Source organism: Rhizobium metallidurans, from assembly GCF_014196505.1.
Classification (GTDB): domain Bacteria; phylum Pseudomonadota; class Alphaproteobacteria; order Rhizobiales; family Rhizobiaceae; genus Rhizobium; species Rhizobium metallidurans.
In genome coordinates, this window is the sequence record NZ_JACIDW010000010.1 from 121,343 (window position 1) to 139,381 (window position 18,039).

Below are 18,039 nucleotides of genomic sequence, written 5' to 3' on the forward strand. Positions count from 1 at the left end.
AATTTTCCGCCGTACCTGTGTTTTTTGACATTTCGCAGGTTGCCTCACCAAGCTTGCGCTCCTATGTTCCCGCACACCTGCCGATTACGCAAACTATTGCCAAAAGGAGACGACCATGGCTTTTGAATTGCCTGAACTTCCCTACGACTACGAAGCGCTGCAGCCCTTCATGTCGAAGGAAACCCTGGAGTTCCACCACGACAAGCACCACAAGGCTTATGTCGACAACGGCAACAAGCTCGCGGCGGAAGCCGGTCTCGCCGACCTCTCGCTCGAAGAAGTCGTCAAGAAGTCCTTCGGCACCAATGCCGGTCTCTTCAACAACGCTGCCCAGCACTACAACCACGTCCATTTCTGGAAGTGGATGAAGAAGGGCGGCGGTGGCAACAAGCTGCCTTCCAAGCTCGAAGCGGCCATCAACTCCGATCTCGGCGGCTATGACAAGTTCAAGGCCGATTTCGTCGCCGCCGGCACCACCCAGTTCGGCTCCGGCTGGGCCTGGGTTTCCGTCAAGAACGGCAAGCTCGAAATCTCCAAGACCCCGAACGGCGAAAACCCGCTCGTCCACGGCGCCACCCCGATCCTCGGCGTCGACGTCTGGGAACACTCCTATTACATCGACTACCGCAACGCCCGTCCGAAGTACCTCGAAGCCTTCGTCGACAGCCTGATCAACTGGGACTACGTCCTGGAACGCTACGAAGCCGCAACCAAGTAAGCGGTTTTCTAGAGAGTGACGAGAACACCCGGTGGAGACGCCGGGTGTTTTTGTTTGTGTCACATCCCTGTCACCCACCCCACCTAATCCGACGCCCATGACCCATCCTCTCCCCCTGTTCCGCTTCGGTATCGTCGCCGATCCGCAATACGCCGCCCGCGAGCCGCATGCCGGCATGGATCGCTATTATGAAAACAGCCCCGCCAAGCTCAAAGCCGCGATCGAGGTCTTCAACGCCGAGGATCTGAGCTTCGTCATCACGCTTGGCGACATCATCGACCGCGATTTCGCAAGCTTCGACGCCATATTGCCCGTCTATGAAGCTCTGAAGCACGACAATCTCTTCCTGCTCGGCAACCACGATTTCGCCGTCGCGCCCGAGCACCTGGAAGACGTCGCGGCTCGCCTCGGCATGCCGGCGCCCTATTACAGCCTCGCCAAGCATGGCTGGCGCTTCATCGTGCTCGATGGCAACGAAGTCAGCACCTTCGCGCCGCCGGTCGGCCATCCCAATCGCGAGATCGCCGCCGAAAAGCTCGCCGAACTCCGGGCCGCCGGCGCCATCAATGCCGAAGCCTGGAACGCCATGATCAGCGACCGCCAGTTCGACTGGCTGAGAGCCGAGATCGCCGACGCCGCTGAACGCGGCGAGCGCGTCATCGTCATGAACCATTATCCGGTTTACCCGCCCAACCAGCACGATTGCTGGGACCGCGAGCGCATCATCGCGCTGCTTGCCGAAAGCCCCAACGTCATGGCCTACTTCAACGGCCACAACCATGTCGGCAATTACGGTGTGGTCGAAGGCTGCCACTTCGTCAATTTCAAGGGCATGGTCGACACCGAGAGCGAAAACACCTTCGCCATCGTCGACCTCTACGGCGACCGTATCGAAATCCGCGGCTTCGGCCGCGAGGAGAGCAGGGTGCTGGCGCTCCGGTCCTGATCTGAGCGCCAAACAATCCTCGCCGTCCCTGAAAAGCGAGGAAAAGTGCAAATTCCTGAAATGATTGCAGTCTCACCCACTTGTTACTTTTTAGCCGAGATTAATTTGCCATCATGCCGGGGTAAGAACGAGGCGCCGGGCTTCGAAAATCTCGGTATTGAAGAGGAGTAGCGATATGAGAATAAAATCAATCGTCGCGGCCGTGCTGGTCGCCGGCATGGGGGTCACGACCGTGTATGCGGCCGACGGTACGCATGACGCACGCGTTGCCATGATGAAGAAGATCGGCGGCGCCACGGGTGCGCTGGCGGGCGTGGCCAAGGGTGAGAAGCCCTACGACGCCGAAGCCGTGAAGGCGGCGCTCGCCACCATTTCCGAAACCGCCAAGGCGTTTCCGGATCAGTTCAAGGCCGGCACGGAAAACGCGTCCGCCGATTCTGAAGCAAGCCCGAAGATCTGGGAGAACATGGACGACTTCAAGGCTCGCGCCGCAAAGCTCGGCTCCGATGCCGACATGCTGCTCGCCCAGCTGCCTGCCGATGCCGCCGGCGTCGGCGCCGGCCTGAAGACGCTCGGCGCAAGTTGCAGCGGCTGTCACCAGAACTATCGGGTCAAGAAGGAATAGTCCCGCTCCTCGTTTGAACAGGCGATCCGCCGTGGCCTTGCCGACGCGGCGGATCGCTTTATGTCCAGAGAGCCGGAAAGGCGATGGGAGAGCGGTGCATGGTTCGTCGGTTCGTCAGGTTTGTCCTCTGTCTTGTCGGCGTCGCCGTGCTGGGTGGCGCCGTCTTCTACCTGGTGACCGCGCCCAACTCGATGCCCGAAAGCAGTTGGGCCAACCTCGGCGCGCCCGATGCCAAGAACGGCGAGATGGTCTTCTGGGCCGGCGGCTGTGTCAGCTGTCACGCCGCGCCGGGTTCCGAAGGCGATGCCAGGCTGACGCTGTCTGGCGGGCTGGCGCTGAAGAGCCCCTTCGGCACCTTCTACCCCCCCAACATTTCGCCGGACGAGCAGGCGGGCATCGGCAACTGGACGCTGGCTGAGTTCGGCAATGCCATGAAGCGCGGCGTGGCGCCCAATGGCGCGCATCTCTATCCGTCATTCCCCTATGCCTCCTACAGCCGCATGAGCGACAAGGACGTCAACGACCTCTACGCCTACATGAAGACCCTGCCGAAGAGCGGCAACGTCGCGCCGCCGCATGATCTGCCCTTTCCGTTCAACGTCCGGCTGGCGCTCGGCGGCTGGAAGTTCCTCTATTTCAACGACAGCCCGCGCGTCGTGCTTGCCAATGCCGACGAGAAGGTCAAGCGCGGCCAGTATCTGGTCGAGGGTCCCGGCCATTGCGGCGAATGTCACACCCCGCGCGATGCGCTGGGCGGCCTGAAGCCGGACATGTGGCTGGCAGGCGCGCCCAATCCGGAGGGCAAGGGCACCATTCCCAACATCACGCCGGGCTCGAAATCCATCGGCGGATGGAGCGAGGGGGATATCGCCAATTACCTGGAAACCGGCTTCACGCCCGATTTCGATTCGGTCGGCGGATCGATGACCGAGGTCCAGCAGAACCTCGCGCATCTACCCAAGGCTGATCTGGAGGCGATTGCCGCCTACCTGAAGGCGGTACCATCGCGCTAGGAAGGTCCCAGGGGTAGAAATACCCCAAAATCGCCGCATTGCAGCATTTATTAGCATATTCGACTGAATGCCCCGCAGCGGCCACGCCGCCGCCGAATGACGATCCTCAAACGTCTTGCGAAAGGCCAGCTGAAATGCACAGCCCATCAGTATCTCCCGCCCATGATGTCGCCAACGCCTCCGCCGACGATCTCGAAGCGGTCGCGCGCAAGGGCGGCAAGCTCAAGCGCATGGCGGTCCGCATCCCCACCTACATGGCCGATATCCGCGAGAACCCGGCCTGGCTGCCGATGTTCCTGCTCGCCCGCACCATTCCCGGCCGTCGCGCCCACTGGCTGACGGCAAGAAAGAGCAACGGCGCGATCGACAACCTGCCGACGATCTTTACAGGCGTGGACGCCGAAACCGCCGTCGATGCGTTGAAGCGCGACGGCATCTTCCCGGACCTGCAGCTGCCGCCGGATATCACCGAAGAGATATCCGCCTTCGGGCACCAGACCCCATGTTTCGGCAATTTCGACCGGAAGATAGAATTCGCGGCATCGGACCACCGCGCCACCGAGGACAGGCTCGGTCGCCCGATCCTTTCCGGTCACCATTTCGAACGGGCGCTGGAGTGCCCGGCGGTGCGCACCGTCCAGCGCGATCCGCTCCTGTCGGAGATCGCCCGCCGCTATCTCGGCGCCCAGGCGCGGCTGATCACGACCCGCACATGGTGGAGCTTCCCGACCAAGGCCAGCGAAGCCGACCGCAGCCTTGCCTCGCTCGACAAGTATCACTTCGATCTCGACGACTGGCGGATGCTGAAGTTCTTCTTCTATCTCGTGGATGTCGACAAGGGCACCGGCCCGCACGTCTTCGTCCGTGGCAGCCACAACAAGCGCCGCTTGAAGCATCAGTTGACATTGCTGGTCGGCCACCCGGCCGACGAGATCATCGATTACTACGGCAAGGACAGCCCGGTGACACTGACAGGCAAGGCCGGCTCGGGCTTCGTGGAAGACCCTTCGGCTTCCACATGGGAACCGTCGCCACCGAAAAGCCGCGCCTGATGATGGAGATCGGCTTCGGCGTCTCCAAACCCTCCCGCCGCCGCTTCCACGGAGAACCGGTGCTGCGCTAGGGAGCGCAGTCGCCGAGCGGTTAGGGGGGCGCAATAAAGCGGTGACTGCCGCCTAAGCCAGCGCCTGCAGGTAGCGCATGCCGGTGACCGGGCGCGGAATGAAGTCCATGTGTTCGTAGAAGCGGTGCGCCTGGATATTGCCCGTCGCGGCGCTGACCGAGAGGTAGCCGCAGCCGGCATTGCGGGCGGTGTCGCGGGCGCGGTTGACGAGATGCTGGCCGACGCCGTGGCCGCGATGGCCGTCGCGCACGAAGAGATGGTGCAGGTCCATGCCGCGCGCGCCTTCCTGGGCGCGGTAGAGCGGCACCAGAATGGCGTAGCCGATCAGCCCCTCGTCGGTCTCGGCGACCAGCGCCGTGATCCAGGGCAGGGGGCCGAACAGGTCGCGCTCGAGCTGCTCCGGCGTCGAGCCGGCGGCGTCGCCGTGGTGCCTGGCCAGCAGCGCGATCATGTCGTTGAGTTCGGGCAGGTCGCGCGGCTTGGCCGTGCGGATATTGATCACGGGCGGGCGGATCAATGAGATTTCGCTGTCTTCGATGTCGGTCATGTCTTGCGTCCCGGTCTGGCGTTTCGTGGTAATCTGCCGTCAGGACGCTTGAGATACAACAAAGCCGCCTGACGGCGGCTTGTTGACAATAAGATCTGTCCAGCCGCCCTTTACAGGTACAGCCAAAAATAAGAGCGGTTGATGTGCGCGTTCTTGATCATGGCGCAATACATCTTCCCAAAATCTCGTCTTGTCAAGCCGTGCGCGTTGCTATTCGTTTCGATCGCGGCGCACGGCGGTCATGCCTCGTTTTTCGTGCGCGCCGCGCTCTCCATTCTGGACCTTGTGTCGCCTGTCGCGCTAGAGCTGATCCCGGCCGAAGACGCATGCGGGCCACATTCCCGCTTTAGCTCTGTCTTCACCGATTCTGGCAGAGGTCCTTTCATGCATCGTTTTTCGATCCGCCGCCGAGCGCTTCTCGGCTCCGCATTGCTCGCCCCGGCGCTGTTCCTGCCGGCTGTCGCCCGCGCCGAGGAGGGCGAGGACGAGATCGACCGCCGCATCGGCGCGCTGGAAAAGCAGATCGGCGGGCGCATCGGCGTTTCCGTCATCGATACCGAGACCAACGTCTCCTTCGGCTATCGCGAGACCGAGACCTTCGCGATGTTCAGCACCTTCAAGGTGCTCGCGGCCGCCATGGTGCTGTCGCGCGTCGACAAGGGCGAGGAAAATCTCGAACGCCGCGTCGTCTACGACAAGGAGCAGCTCATCACCTACTCGCCCGAGACCGAGAAGCATGTCGGCGGCGAGGGCATGAGCGTCGGTGATCTCTGCAAGGCGGCGATCACGCTCAGCGACAACACCGCCGCCAATCTCCTGCTCGAAAGCCTCGGCGGCCCGAAGGAACTGACCAACTGGCTGCGCACGCTGGGCGACGGTTCGACCAGGCTCGACCGCATCGAGCCCGATCTCAACGACGTCGCCAAGGGCGATCCGCGCGACACGACCACGCCAGATGCCATGCTCGACACGCTCGGCAACGTCGCGCTCGGCTCGGTGCTCTCGGAGCCCTCGCAGAAAACCCTGATCGAATGGATGGTCGCCAACACCACGGGCAACGAACGCCTGCGCACCGGCCTGCCCGAGGACTGGAAGATCGGCGACAAGACCGGCACCGGCAAGAACGGCTCGGCCGCCGACATCGCCATCTGCTGGCCCCCACGCCGCGGCCCCATCCTGATCGTCGTCTACATCACCGACGCAACGGTCCCGACCGCCGAGATCAATCCCGTCTTCGGCGAGGTGGGTCGGATCGTGGCGGAGATGGTGTGAGGCGGCGGGCGGCTTGCTGAAGGGATATCCCGAGATTATATTGGAATATATGGAGGGATATCCATGCCGCTTTACATCAAGAACGACGACATCGACAAGCTTGCGGAAAAGCTTGCTGCGTCCCGTAAGCAAAGCAAGACCGAAGTGGTAAGGCAAGCTCTCCTGCGCGAGATCGAACGCGAGGAGGCCGGGGTGTCGCTCGTGGAGCGCGGACTGGCCTATGGCCGGGCACTGAGGGCACGTGCCGGTGCGGATCGAGGTCCGCCTGCCGACAAGGCATTCATCGACAGCCTATACGAGGAGTAGCCGATGTTCGTGGACGCATCGGCGCTCACGGCAATTCTCGTCGAGGAAGGTGACGCCCATGACTTGCTTGTGCGACTGAACAGGCACCCGCATCGCGTGACCTCGCCGATGGCGATATGGGAAACGGTCATCGCCGTTGCGCGCGAACTTAAACTGCCTGTCCATGCTGCTCACGAGGCTGTCGAAGGCTTCGTTACCCTCGCGGCGATCACGGTCGTATCGATACCTGCCGAAACTCGCTTTCTGGCAATTCAGGCATTTGAGCGTTACGGAAAATCGCGCCATCCCGCAGCACTGAATTTTGGCGACTGCTTTGCCTATGCTTGTGCGAAAGGGAACGGGATGCCCTTGCTCTACAAGGGAAATGACTTTGCGTTGACGGACGTGGAATCCGCCTGACTTCCGGAAATGGTAAGATATTTCATAAGGATAGGGCAAGAACATGAATCTTGCTCGCATCGCGTTGAATCGATCTCTCAACCTCAAGCACCACCGCTGACCACCAATCGAAGCGGCCCCATCCTCTCCCTCATTCTCGCCCTTGTGGCGGGAATCCGGCAGGCGCGCGTCCGCGCGGCGAGGGGGACTCTTCGGCTCGATGCTGGGAGCAGGTCATTCACGGCGCAGACGCGCCGTGGCTGGATTCCTGTCACAGGGACAGGAATGAGGGCAGAGTCTGTGACCCGCCGCGCCTTCACACCGCGGCAATATCCTCGGCCGCACTCTTGTCCTTGCTGTCATCGCCGGTCAGCTGGCGTCTGACCTCTTCGGCGACCTGCTTCTCGAACGCCATGCGGTCGTCCGTCGACATCGCCGCCACGTCGCCTTCGGTCAGGCCCATGCTGTCGAGCATCTGCTGGCGGATGCGTTCGGCGAGCGACATGTCGGCGAGGTCGCGGAATTCCTTGATGACGGCGTCGCGGCGGGCTTTGCCCGGCTCTTCCATGCCCGACATCGTTTGGCTCTCGTCGGTTGCCTGCAGCGCCCACATGGTGTTCGATATGGATGGCGGCGTCGTGCTCGGCGCAAGCGATGCGCCGCCCTGGCGGACGACGTCGTCGATCACCAGTGGCTGTTGCTTGTTGCGCTGGCCCGATTGCTGGAACAGGCCGCCGATGCCATAGGCGCTGGAAATGCTGTCGCCGATCTTCATGAAAATTCCTCCTGAGACAATGCACGGGAGAATTGCAGCGAAAGCCTGCGCCAGCCTTTCGCTGTCATAATCGTCGCAGTGCGCGAGCGACCCTCCGATGCCGTCGCGCCGGAACGCAAGATTGCCCGCAGGCTGGCATCTTCATGGTCCTTCTAACCGCTTCACGGCAGCGTGTATCCGATCACGTAATCACCCGGCTTGGTGCCGATCGACCCATGCCCGCCGGCCACCATCACCACATACTGCTTGTTGTCCGACGTCGTGTAGGTCATCGGCGTCGACTGACCGCCGGCCGGCAGGCGGGCCTGCCACAGCTCCTTGCCGTCGGTCACGTCATAGGCGCGCAGGTAGTTGTCGACGGCGGCCCCGAGGAAGGCGACGCCGCCCCTGGTGATAACAGGTCCGCCGATGCCGGGAACGCCGACCTTGAAGGGCAGCGGCAACGGGGTCATGTCGCGAACCGTGCCGTTCTTCAGCTTGTAGGCCGTCTTGCCGGTGACGAGGTCGACGCCGGCGACATAGCCCCAGGGCGGCGCCTGGCAGGGAATGCCGAGCGGGCCGAGGAACGGGCCCATGAACACGCCGTAGGGCGCGCCGTCATTGCGGTTCAGGCCCTGTTCGCTGCCCTTCTCGTCCTGTCCCTTCGGCGGGATGTCGGCGGCGGGAACCAGGCGCGAGGTGAAGGCGAGATAGGTCGGCATGCCGAACATGATCTGCCGTTCCGGATCGACCGCGACCGAGCCCCAGTTGAAGGTGCCGAAATTGCCGGGATAGATGATCGAGCCCTCGAGCGATGGCGGCGTATAGCGCCCCTCGTATTTGTAGCGGTGGAACTGGATGCGGCATGCGAGCTGATCGAACAGCGACACGCCCCACATGTTCTTTTCTTGAAGCGGCGGCGGCGAGAAGGTGAGGTCGGAGATCGGCTGCGTCGGCGCGGCACGGTCCTCGGGGATCGTGCCCTGCGGCGCCGGGATTTCCTTGAACGGAATGATCGCCTCGCCGGTGCGCCGGTCGAGCACGTAAATGTCGCCCTGCTTGGTGGGGGCCACCAGCGCCGGAACGACCGTGCCATCGGCCTTCTTCATGTCGAATAAAACGGGCTGCGCGGGAACGTCCATGTCCCACAGGTCGTGGTGCACGAACTGCTGGACCCATTTCAGCTGGCCGGTCTTCATGTCGAGCGCCACCACCGACGACGAGAATTTCTCGACGTTTGCGCTTCTTCCCATCCCCAGCTGGTCGGGCACCTGGTTGCCGAGCGGCACGTAGATCAGCCCGAGGCCCTCGTCGGCTGACAGAACCGACCAGCTGTTCGGTGAATTCGTCGTGTAGGTCTGGCCCTCGGGCAGTGGCGTCGTCACATCGGGGTTGCCCGAATCCCAGTTCCACACCAGTTCGCCGGTGCGGATGTCGAAGGCGCGAATGACGCCGGATTGTTCCTTGGTGGAGTAGTTGTCGTTGACCGCGCCGCCGATGATCAGCTTGCCGTCGATCGCCACCGGCGGCGAGGTCGAGTAGTAGTATCCCGACGGATTGTACTTCATGCCCTTTTCGAGGCGCAGCGTGCCCTGGTCGGCGAAATCCGTGCAGACCTTGCCGTCGAGCGCGTCGAGCGCGATCAGCCGGGCATCCGAGGTCGGCAGGTAGACGCGGTCGACGCATGGCGCGCCGCCGGTCGCCGCCGTATCGTGATAGTAGGTGACGCCGCGGCATGTCTGGTGCTGCCGGTCTGGGTTCATGCCGGAATTGGCGTCGAACTTCCACTTCTCCTTGCCGGTCTTGGCGTCGAGCGCGATCGCCCAGTTATGCGGCGTGCACAGATAGAGCGTGTCGCCGACCTTGAGCGGCGTGACCTGGTAGGTCGTCTCGCCGACGTCATCCGGTCGCTTCACGTCGCCGGTTTGGTAGCGCCAGACCTCCTTCAGCGCCTTGACGTTGCTGGCATTGACCTGATCCAGCGGCGAATAGCGCTGGCCGAAGGGTGTGCGGCCATACTGGTGCCACTCGCCGTCGGTCACCGTGCCACCGAATGTCGGGGTGCCGGTCATGGCTGTCGGCAGGCTGCCGTTCTGGTCATGCGGGTTCGTCGTCATCGAATAGCCGGCGACCGCGATCGCGGCGAGAACAGGAATGGCGAGCGGCCATGGGCTGGCCGGGTAGGGCGTGCCGGTCGTGCCGGAAAAGCCGAGCGGCCGGCGGATCCACGGCGTCAGCAGCCACAGGCCGAGAAGGATGATCAGGCCGCCGCGCGGCCCGAGCTGCCACCAGTCGAAGCCGACCTCGTAGATCGCCCAGGCGAGCGCGGCGATCACAAGCACCGCATAGACCCAGAGCGCCGCCGCCTTGCGCTTCAAAAGCAGCGCCGCCGTCAGCAGGAACATGATACCGGCGAAGAGATAGAAAAAGTTGCCGCCGAGCAGCACGAGCCAGAGCCCGCCGCCGCCGAGTGCCAGTCCGATCAGAACGAAAAGGAGGGATGTCAAGACGATCGCCATGAGGCCGGTCTCCAACTGAAATGCACCGAGCTCCCGGGGGGGATGGGGAGCGATCAGGAATGCACGCAAACGGCGACAAAATCGTCTTGGCCGAAAGCGTCATCAGCGGAAATAGAGCGAGCTGCTTGCCTTTCAACCGCCACAATCTTGGCGCGCCGGCAAGGGTCTAAAATAGATGGCGGAATACGGATTTACGGGCGATCACTGAAGGCAGACCGCGCCGGACGCCACATAAAAGCCATGAAATCCCGGCGCCTTGATCGCGACAAGACGTCAGGCAAACGCTAGCGTCTCGGTAGTGGAAACCGAGCGATCACGTTCCGCAAAATGTCTGCAGAACCTGCTCCTCGGGCTTCGGCGGCTCCATATAGGCGGCGAATTGCGCGCGCTCCTCATAGGGTTTGGCGAGCACGTCGAGCAGCGCTTCGAACAGCGAGAAATCCGCATCCTCGACAGCGGCAACGATCGCCTGCTCGATGCGGTGATTGCGCGGGATGACGGCGGGGTTGACGCCAAGCATGGCGACGCCGCGTTCGGTGCCGGTGGTCGTCTCGCGCGCAAGTCGCTCCCGCCAGCGCGCAAGCCATTCCGCCGCCGCCGTGCCGTCGCTGAACGTCTTGAGGAACGCGTGTTCGGCGCCGTCGTCGACGGCCAGATGCGACAGGCGCCGGAAGGTCAGCGTGAAATCGGCCTGGCCGGCCTGCATGGTCGAAAGCAGCGACTGGATCAGCGAGAGATCGTCGTCTTCCACATCAGCAAGACCGATCTTTTCGCGCATCCCCCGCATCCAGTGCAGCTGGAAGCGTTCGCCATAATCCTTGATGACCACATTGGCGGTCTCCACCGCCTTCTCCTGATCGGCGTTGATCAGCGGCAGCAGCGTTTCACCGAGCCGCGCCAGGTTCCATTGGCCGATGCCGGGCTGGCTCGCATAGGCGTAGCGGCCGTTCTGGTCGATCGAGGAGAACACCGTGCCGGGATCGTAGGCGTCCATGAAGGCGCAGGGGCCGAAGTCGATGGTTTCGCCCGAAACGGTCATGTTGTCGGTGTTCATCACGCCATGGATGAAGCCGACATGCAGCCACCTGGCGATCAGCGCCGCCTGCCGTTCGGCGATAGCCTCGAACAGCGCGATATAGGGATTGGCGCCGTCCTTCAGCTCCGGATAATGCCGGTCGATGACATAATCGGCGAGTGCCCGCACGCCTTCGGTATCGCCGCGCGCCGCGAAGAACTGGAAGGTGCCGACCCGGATATGGCTCGCCGCCACGCGGGTGAAGACGGCGCCCGGCAGGATCTGTTCGCGATAGACGGGCTGGCCCGTGGAGACGGCGGCCAGCGCCCGCGTCGCCGGCACGCCGAGCGCATGCATGGCTTCGCTGACGATATACTCGCGCAGCACCGGCCCGAGCGCCGCGCGCCCGTCGCCCCGCCGCGAAAACGGTGTGGCCCCGGCACCCTTCAGCTGGATGTCGCGGCGCTTTCCGTGTTTGTCGATCACCTCGCCAAGCAGGATCGCCCGCCCGTCGCCCAGTTGCGGCACGAAGCTGCCGAACTGATGCCCGGCATAGGCCATGGCCAGCGGATCGGCGCCCTCAGGCACGAGATTGCCGGAAAAGATCGCGGCGCCATCGCGCTTCAGAGCCTCGACGTCGAGCCCGAGGTCGTCGGCCAGCGGTTCGTTGAGCTTGATCAGCCACGGTTCGGCGGCCGAGGACGGCGCCTGCCGCGCGAAGAAGTTCCGCGGCAACCGCGCATAGCTGTTGTCGAAGGGAAAGGGGCGGGACGTGGGTGCATCCGAAAGAATGGTCATAGGCATTAGGTAGGGCTCGGCCACTCCCGGCGCAAGCGCCCAAGTGCCTTGCGCGCGCCAGGCGTTATCGATTGCGACCGCCGCCACCGCCACCGCCACCACCACCACCACTACCGCCGCCACCACCGCCACCGCCGCCGCCCTTGCCGCCACCGCCTCCGCCCTTGCCGCCGCCGCCCTTGCCGCCGCCACCGCCACCCTTGCTACCGTCACGGGAAGACGCTTGCGCGCTGGTGCCGGTGTCGTCGGGGAATTCGACCGGCGACGCGGACTTGACGATCGTGTTGGCGCGATAGGGAACGATGTTCGCCGCCTGCAGCTCGCCCTCGGCCTTTTCGCAGTCGTAGCGCGTGCTGCCGCCGTTGCGGATCAGGACCTGGCTGCCCTTGCTTCGCACGAACACCATGTCGTGGCCGACAAGCCGCGAACTCCTCTTGCCCAGCCTCTCGCTTTTCATCTGATAGAAGGTGCCGTTGACGCTGAGCACCGATGTCTCCCAGGAGATGTCGACCGATGGGCTGCCACCGCATTTCTGGTAGGCTTGCGCGCTGCCCGAGATAAGAACGGCGGTTGCCGTGATGAGATATAGACGCATGTGCCCCCGCTCTCGTTTTCGCCGGCGGCCCTGGCGCGTCGGCGCTCCTCGATGCGAGCTTGAGCGCCTTGGCGGCGAAGGCAATTCGGACATAGGAGGTAGGCCGCGCCCCGATTGCTGCGGGCTGGCCGGGGTGGTAGGATAAAATCGTACCTCCAGACGCCAGGACGCGGGAGACGAACATGGAAAAGCTCAGCATCACCTTGCCGGCTGAAATGGTCGATGTGATCAATGCCGAGATCGACGCCGGCGCCTTCGCCTCGACCAGCGAAGTCATCCGCGCCGCCATGCGCGCCTGGATGCGCCAGGAGGAAGAGCACAAGGAACGCATCGCCGCCATCAGGGCGCGGGTGCGGGAATCGCTCGATGATCCCAGGCCGAGCCTGAGCAGCCAGGAGATGCGGGCCGCGATCGACGCACTCTACGAAAAGCACCGGTGAGCGATGAGCGGCTACCGGGTGGAATATCTGCCAGCGGCGTTCACCGGTATCGCGGAAATATTCAGCTATGTATTGGGCAGCAGTCAGAGCCCGCTGACGGCCGAGCGTTATATTGACCGTCTCTATGAGCGCTGCGAACATATAGCCGACGCGCCTTTCGGCGGGGTTTCGCGCGCCGACCTGGGGCTCGACCTCAGGATGGCCGTTTTCGAGCGCAGCATCGTCATACTCTATCGTGTCGAGGCCGACACCATCCTCATCACCAACATCTTCTCCGGCGGTCGCGACTACGAAACGCTGATGCGCGACCATCGCTGATACACCCATACGCTGAGGTCACATCAGCCTTGCCATTTAAGCATAACCCCGCCACATTTGCGGGCGTATATAAAAACTTCATTCACCCTTGGCGCCAAGCCATTTCATGCCGCGGCGATTGCCTCTGCGCTTGAGCCGCGTATTCGCGAGCGATCCCGGACGATGTCGGATCAGATCTACCAGGCGGCCGCCCTTGGCCGCCCCCAGCCCAATTTCCGCGTCGTCGCGATGATCATCGCCAGCGCCATGTTCATGGAACAGCTGGACGCCACGGTTCTGGCCACCGCACTTCCCACCATGGCGCGCGATTTCGGCGTCTCCGCGCCGTCGATGAGCATCGCGCTCACCTCCTATCTGCTCAGCCTCGCCATCTTCATTCCGGCGAGCGGCCTGATTGCCGATCGCTTCGGCTCGCGCACCGTCTTCCGCTCGGCCATCGCCGTTTTCGTCGTCGGCTCGATCTGCTGCGCGCTGTCGCCCAATCTCTGGTCTCTCGTTCTTTCCCGCCTGCTGCAGGGGCTCGGCGGCGCCATGATGATGCCGGTCGGCCGGCTCGTGCTTCTGCGCAGCGTCGCCCGCAAGGACATGGTCAACGCCATGTCGTGGCTATTGGTGCCGGCGCTGATCGGCCCGATCCTCGGCCCTCCTGTTGGCGGCATGATCGTCACCTATCTCGACTGGCGCTGGATCTTCTACATCAACGTGCCGATCGGCATCCTCGGTTTCGTCCTGGTCTCGATCTTCATCGAGAACTTCAAGGGCGAAACGAAGAAGCGCTTCGATACGGTCGGCTTCATCCTGTCGGGCATCGCGCTCGGCTCGCTGCTCTTCGGCTTCGAGAGCTCCAGCCGTCCGGGCGAGGGGATGTTCGCGCTGTTCCTCATCGCGATCGGCCTGCTCTTCGGCATCGCCTATCTCAGGCACGCGCGAAAGCACCCCGCGCCGATCATGGATTTCTCGCTGATGAAGGTGCCGAGCTTCGGCACCTCTGTTATCGCCGGTTCGCTGACCCGCATCACGCAGGGCGCGCAACCCTTCCTTCTGCCGCTCTATTTCCAGCTCGGCTTCGGCCTCTCCGCCGCCAAGGCCGGCCAGCTGGTGACGGCAGCCGCCATCGGCTCCATGGCGATGAAGGCCTTCGCGCCGAGGATCCTGCGCCGCTTCGGATTCCGCAACGCGCTCATTTTCAACGGCTTTACCGCTACCTTCGGCTATGCGCTCTGCGCCTTCTTCCGGCCGGACTGGCCGCTCGGCCTGATCTTCGCCGTGCTCGTCATGTGCGGTTTCTTCATGTCGTTCCAGTTCACCGCCTACAATACCGTCGCCTATGACGCGATCGAGCGCGACCGGATGAGCGCGGCCACCAGCTTCTACACCACCTTCCAGCAGCTGATGCTGTCGCTCGGCATCTGCGTCGGCGCCTTCGTGCTGCATGTGTCGATGACGGTAACCGGCAGCGGCGACACGCCGCAACTGCGCGACTTCTCGGCCGCTTTCCTGTTCGTCACCGCGGTCTCGCTCACCGCCACCTTCTGGAACCTGCGCTTCTCCCGCACCGCCGGCGCCGACATCAGCGGCCACGGCGGCAACAAGGCGGCCCACGCCGAGCACTGAGGGCGGTCAGCCGTCTGCCGGACATCTCCCCCACAAGGGGGGAGATCGTCTCGCGGTTAAGGTCTGCGCCAAACAATCAAGGTTGGAGCGAGCGGCTGCCACCAGCCAATCTCCCCACTTGTGGGGGAGATGCCCGGCAGGGCAGAGGGGGGTACCCCACGGCACTCCGCAAGCGGATTACATCTTCCCCGCCACCTTCACCGCAAACGCATACTCGAACGCAACCTCTTCCAGCCGCTGGAAGCGCCCGGACGCGCCGCCATGGCCGGCGTCCATGTTGGTCTTCAGCAACACCGGCGCGCCGCCGGTCGATTTGTCGCGCAGCTTCGCCACCCATTTGGTCGGCTCCCAATAGGTCACGCGCGGGTCCGTCAGGCCGCTCAGCGCCAGGATCGGCGGGTAGGGCTTGGCTTCCACATTGTCGTAGGGCGAGTAAGCTGCGATCTGGTCGTATTCCTCGCGGCTGTCGATCGGGTTGCCCCATTCCGGCCATTCCGGCGGGGTCAGCGGCAGCGTGTCGTCGAGCATGGTGTTCAACACGTCGACGAAGGGAACGGCGGCGATGACGCCGGCGAATTTTTCCGGCGCCATGTTCGAGATCGCCCCCATCAGCATGCCGCCGGCCGAGCCGCCCTCGGCGATGATGTTTGCGTAGGAAGTGAACTTCTGTTGATTCAGATAGTCGGCCGCCGCGATGAAGTCCTTGAAGGTGTTGGTCTTCTTTTCCATCTTGCCGTCTTCGTACCACGCAAAGCCCCGGTCCTTGCCGCCGCGGATATGGGCGATGGCATAGACGAAGCCGCGGTCGACGAGCGACAGGCAGTTGGTGTTGAAGCTCGCCGGAATGGTCACGCCATAGGCGCCGTAGCCGTAGAGCAGGCAGGGGGCGGAGCCGTCGAGCCGCGTATCCTTGCGATAGAGCAGCGTCACCGGCACCTCGACGCCGTCCCAACCAGGCGCGAACACGCGGCGGGTGACATAGTCGTCGATATTGTGGCCCGAGGGCACTTCCTGCGTCTTCAACAGCGTGCGCTCGCGCGTCACCATGTTGTAGTCGTAGAGCTGCGATGGCGTCGTCATCGAGGAATAGGAGAAGCGGATCACGTCGCTGTCGTATTCGGCGGCACCCTGCAGGCCGAGCGAATAGGCCTCTTCAGCAAAGCCGATCGCGTGCTCCTCGCCGGTCGCCCGGTCGCGGATCATGATCTGCGGCAGGCCGTCCTTGCGCTCCAGCCACAGCAGGTGGCGGGCATAGGCCATGTGGCTGATGATGAGCGTGCCCGGCTTGTGCGGCACCACCTCTCGCCAGTTTTCCTTGCCGGGATTGTCAACCGGCGCTTCCACGATCTTGAAATCCTTGGCTTCGCCGTCGTTGGTGAGGATGTAGAACACATCGCCGCCCTCGGTCAGCGTGTACTCGATGCCCTCTTCGCGGGCCGCCACCAGCTTCGGCTTGGCGGTGAGGTCGCCGGTCGGGATCAAGAGATATTCCGAGGTCTCGTGGTCGTGAATGTCGATGAAGATGAAGTCGTCGAGCAGCGAACCGCCGACGCCCATGAAGAAGCCGGCATCCTCTTCCTCGTAGACCAGCCGATCTTCCGATTGCGGCGTGCCGATGATGTGGTGGAACACCTTGGAGGGGCGGTGGTTCTCGTCCAGCGCCGAATAGAAGAAGCTCTTGCCATCGGGCGCCCAGGCGCCGCCGCCGCCGGTGTTCTCGATCAGATCGGGCAGGTCCTCGCCGGTCTTCAGGTCGCGAACCTTCAGCGTGTAGAACTCCGAGCCCTTGTCGTCATAGCCCCAGATGCCGCGATCGTGGTCGGTGGAATGGTCGATGCCGGCCAGCCGGAAATAGGCCTTGCCTTCCGCTTCCTTGTCGCCGTCGAGCAGCACGGTGCGCTGGCTCTCATCCTTGATGTCGGCGTCGCGCGGAATGCGGAAATAGCGCGGCTGTTCGCCGCCGGTCACGAAGAAGGTGCCGTAGGCGAAAGGCCCGTCCTTCATCGGGATCGAGCTGTCGTCCTCCTTGATACGCCCGCGCATCTCGGCAAACAGCGTCTTCTGCAGTGGCTTGGTGTCCTCCATCGCCGCGTTCATATAGGCGTTTTCCGCCTCCAGATGCTTGCGGATCTCGGGATCGAGGATCGAGGGATCCTTGAACATCGCCTGCCAGTTGTCGGCGCGCAGCCAGGCGTAATCGTCCGTGCGGGTGATGCCGTGACGCGTGTCTGAACGCGGCTTCTTCGGTGCGACGGGCGGGTTCGGCAGATCTTTGAAGACGGACAAGGAAAGCTCCGGGGTCGGATTTCAGGTTGTGAAGAGATAGAGACGCCGGCGCCGCCGATCAAGCGCCAAAAGCCGCCCACGAGAGCACCATGCGAAGGGGCCGCGCGATCCCGGGCGGTCGCTGGCGAACCGCATCCGTGCAAAACCCGGGGAATGCCCGTTTTGCCTTGATGTGACCACAATATTTAAGAAAGTCCCCACTCATCCTGCGGAATTCCGCCATCGCCGGCTGGCCCGAAAACGGCCTTGGCCGCTCCCGCCGCGCGGCGTTCCGCAATGAGCTTGCAAAGGACTTCTCCCGTAATGCCGAAACGTATCGCCCTCGTTCTGACCGCTCTCAGCCTTGCCGCATCCGCCTTCGCGCCCACCGCCTTCGCCGTCGATCCGGCGATCAAGAAGCAGCTCGAAAAGCTCGACCCCGCGACCCGCCTGGAACAGAGCTGCGACACCGAGCTGATGAGCCGAATCAACAAGGACGATACCGGCTACAAGCCCGACAAGGTGATCGCCTACACCTTCAAGGACCCGATTCCAGGCGACGACCGGCTGGAAGCCCCCGGCGCCGTGTTCCGCAGCAAGGGCGACTGGTATCACCTGTCCTACAACTGCATCACCGGCCCGCAGCACATCAATGTGCGCGAACTGAGCTACACGATCGGCGACAAGGTTCCGCGCGACACCTGGACCAAGTATTACCTCTACGATTGAGCCCGTGGCCCCGGCGGCAATGCTCTGGCGCGTCGCCTCTCTTTGCATTATGCAGCGCTCGAAT

Annotated in this window: 17 protein-coding genes and 1 pseudogene; 12 read left to right on the forward strand and 6 right to left on the reverse strand. The window is 63.3% G+C overall.

Going from position 1 to position 18,039, the window contains the following annotated elements:
- The first annotated feature begins 115 nt into the window (after positions 1-115).
- From GGQ67_RS15845 to GGQ67_RS15865, 5 genes and pseudogenes are all read left to right on the forward strand, one after another.
- Complete coding sequence (locus GGQ67_RS15845; RefSeq protein WP_037180608.1) at positions 116-718, forward strand: superoxide dismutase; 603 nt, start codon at positions 116-118, stop codon at positions 716-718.
- Between the two features lie 97 nt (positions 719-815).
- A complete protein-coding gene (locus GGQ67_RS15850) occupies positions 816-1,664 on the forward strand; it encodes a metallophosphoesterase (protein ID WP_183901104.1) in 849 nt (282 codons plus the stop codon).
- Between the two features lie 175 nt (positions 1,665-1,839).
- Positions 1,840-2,289 carry a c-type cytochrome gene (locus GGQ67_RS15855; RefSeq protein WP_183901105.1) on the forward strand — a complete coding sequence of 150 codons (450 nt, stop codon included), beginning with the start codon at positions 1,840-1,842 and terminating at the stop codon, positions 2,287-2,289.
- Positions 2,290-2,387: 98 nt separating this feature from the next.
- A complete protein-coding gene (locus GGQ67_RS15860; RefSeq protein ID WP_183901106.1) occupies positions 2,388-3,302 on the forward strand; it encodes a c-type cytochrome in 915 nt (304 codons plus the stop codon).
- Positions 3,303-3,436: 134 nt separating this feature from the next.
- Positions 3,437-4,425: pseudogene (locus GGQ67_RS15865) on the forward strand (phytanoyl-CoA dioxygenase family protein).
- A gap of 52 nt (positions 4,426-4,477) precedes the next feature.
- On the opposite strand, the gene GGQ67_RS15870 reads toward GGQ67_RS15865, so the two are convergent.
- Complete coding sequence (locus GGQ67_RS15870; protein ID WP_183901107.1) at positions 4,478-4,972, reverse strand: GNAT family N-acetyltransferase; 495 nt, start codon at positions 4,970-4,972, stop codon at positions 4,478-4,480.
- A gap of 384 nt (positions 4,973-5,356) precedes the next feature.
- On the opposite strand from GGQ67_RS15870, the gene bla reads away from it, so the two are divergent.
- From bla to GGQ67_RS15885, 3 genes are all read left to right on the forward strand, one after another.
- Complete coding sequence (bla, locus tag GGQ67_RS15875; protein ID WP_183901108.1) at positions 5,357-6,244, forward strand: class A beta-lactamase; 888 nt, start codon at positions 5,357-5,359, stop codon at positions 6,242-6,244.
- A 63-nt stretch (positions 6,245-6,307) separates the two neighbouring features.
- Positions 6,308-6,550: a type II toxin-antitoxin system VapB family antitoxin gene (locus tag GGQ67_RS15880; RefSeq protein WP_183901109.1), complete on the forward strand. Its 243-nt coding sequence runs from the start codon at positions 6,308-6,310 to the stop codon at positions 6,548-6,550.
- 3 nt (positions 6,551-6,553) lie between these two features.
- Entirely contained in the window at positions 6,554-6,949 is a 396-nt protein-coding gene (locus tag GGQ67_RS15885) for a type II toxin-antitoxin system VapC family toxin (protein WP_183901110.1), read from the forward strand.
- A 295-nt stretch (positions 6,950-7,244) separates the two neighbouring features.
- Here GGQ67_RS15885 and GGQ67_RS15890 read toward each other — a convergent pair whose 3' ends face one another.
- The 4 genes from GGQ67_RS15890 to GGQ67_RS15905 form a co-directional block, all read right to left on the reverse strand.
- On the reverse strand, positions 7,245-7,703 hold the full coding sequence (locus tag GGQ67_RS15890) for a hypothetical protein (RefSeq protein ID WP_183901111.1): 459 nt from the start codon (positions 7,701-7,703) through the stop codon (positions 7,245-7,247).
- Between the two features lie 161 nt (positions 7,704-7,864).
- Positions 7,865-10,201, reverse strand: a complete 2,337-nt coding sequence (locus GGQ67_RS15895) for a glucose/quinate/shikimate family membrane-bound PQQ-dependent dehydrogenase (RefSeq protein ID WP_183901112.1) — start codon at positions 10,199-10,201, stop codon at positions 7,865-7,867.
- Positions 10,202-10,514: 313 nt separating this feature from the next.
- Positions 10,515-12,014, reverse strand: coding sequence for a protein adenylyltransferase SelO (locus GGQ67_RS15900; RefSeq protein ID WP_183901156.1), 1,500 nt, complete (start codon positions 12,012-12,014; stop codon positions 10,515-10,517).
- A gap of 64 nt (positions 12,015-12,078) precedes the next feature.
- Entirely contained in the window at positions 12,079-12,609 is a 531-nt protein-coding gene (locus GGQ67_RS15905) for a hypothetical protein (protein ID WP_183901113.1), read from the reverse strand.
- A 182-nt stretch (positions 12,610-12,791) separates the two neighbouring features.
- Between GGQ67_RS15905 and GGQ67_RS15910 the strand changes: the two genes are divergently transcribed.
- The 3 genes from GGQ67_RS15910 (at position 12,792) to GGQ67_RS15920 (ending at position 14,981) form a co-directional block, all read left to right on the forward strand.
- Positions 12,792-13,049: a ribbon-helix-helix domain-containing protein gene (locus GGQ67_RS15910; protein ID WP_183901114.1), complete on the forward strand. Its 258-nt coding sequence runs from the start codon at positions 12,792-12,794 to the stop codon at positions 13,047-13,049.
- Between the two features lie 3 nt (positions 13,050-13,052).
- Positions 13,053-13,367 (forward strand): type II toxin-antitoxin system RelE/ParE family toxin, encoded by a 315-nt coding sequence (locus GGQ67_RS15915; protein ID WP_183901115.1) that lies wholly within the window; start codon positions 13,053-13,055, stop codon positions 13,365-13,367.
- A gap of 162 nt (positions 13,368-13,529) precedes the next feature.
- Positions 13,530-14,981: a DHA2 family efflux MFS transporter permease subunit gene (locus GGQ67_RS15920; RefSeq protein WP_183901116.1), complete on the forward strand. Its 1,452-nt coding sequence runs from the start codon at positions 13,530-13,532 to the stop codon at positions 14,979-14,981.
- Between the two features lie 177 nt (positions 14,982-15,158).
- On the opposite strand, the gene GGQ67_RS15925 is transcribed toward GGQ67_RS15920, so the two are convergent.
- Positions 15,159-17,267, reverse strand: coding sequence for a S9 family peptidase (locus GGQ67_RS15925; RefSeq protein ID WP_183901117.1), 2,109 nt, complete (start codon positions 17,265-17,267; stop codon positions 15,159-15,161).
- A 303-nt stretch (positions 17,268-17,570) separates the two neighbouring features.
- Between GGQ67_RS15925 and GGQ67_RS15930 the strand changes: the two genes are divergently transcribed.
- Entirely contained in the window at positions 17,571-17,975 is a 405-nt protein-coding gene (locus GGQ67_RS15930) for a DUF930 domain-containing protein (RefSeq protein WP_183901118.1), read from the forward strand.
- The last annotated feature ends 64 nt before the right edge of the window (positions 17,976-18,039 follow it).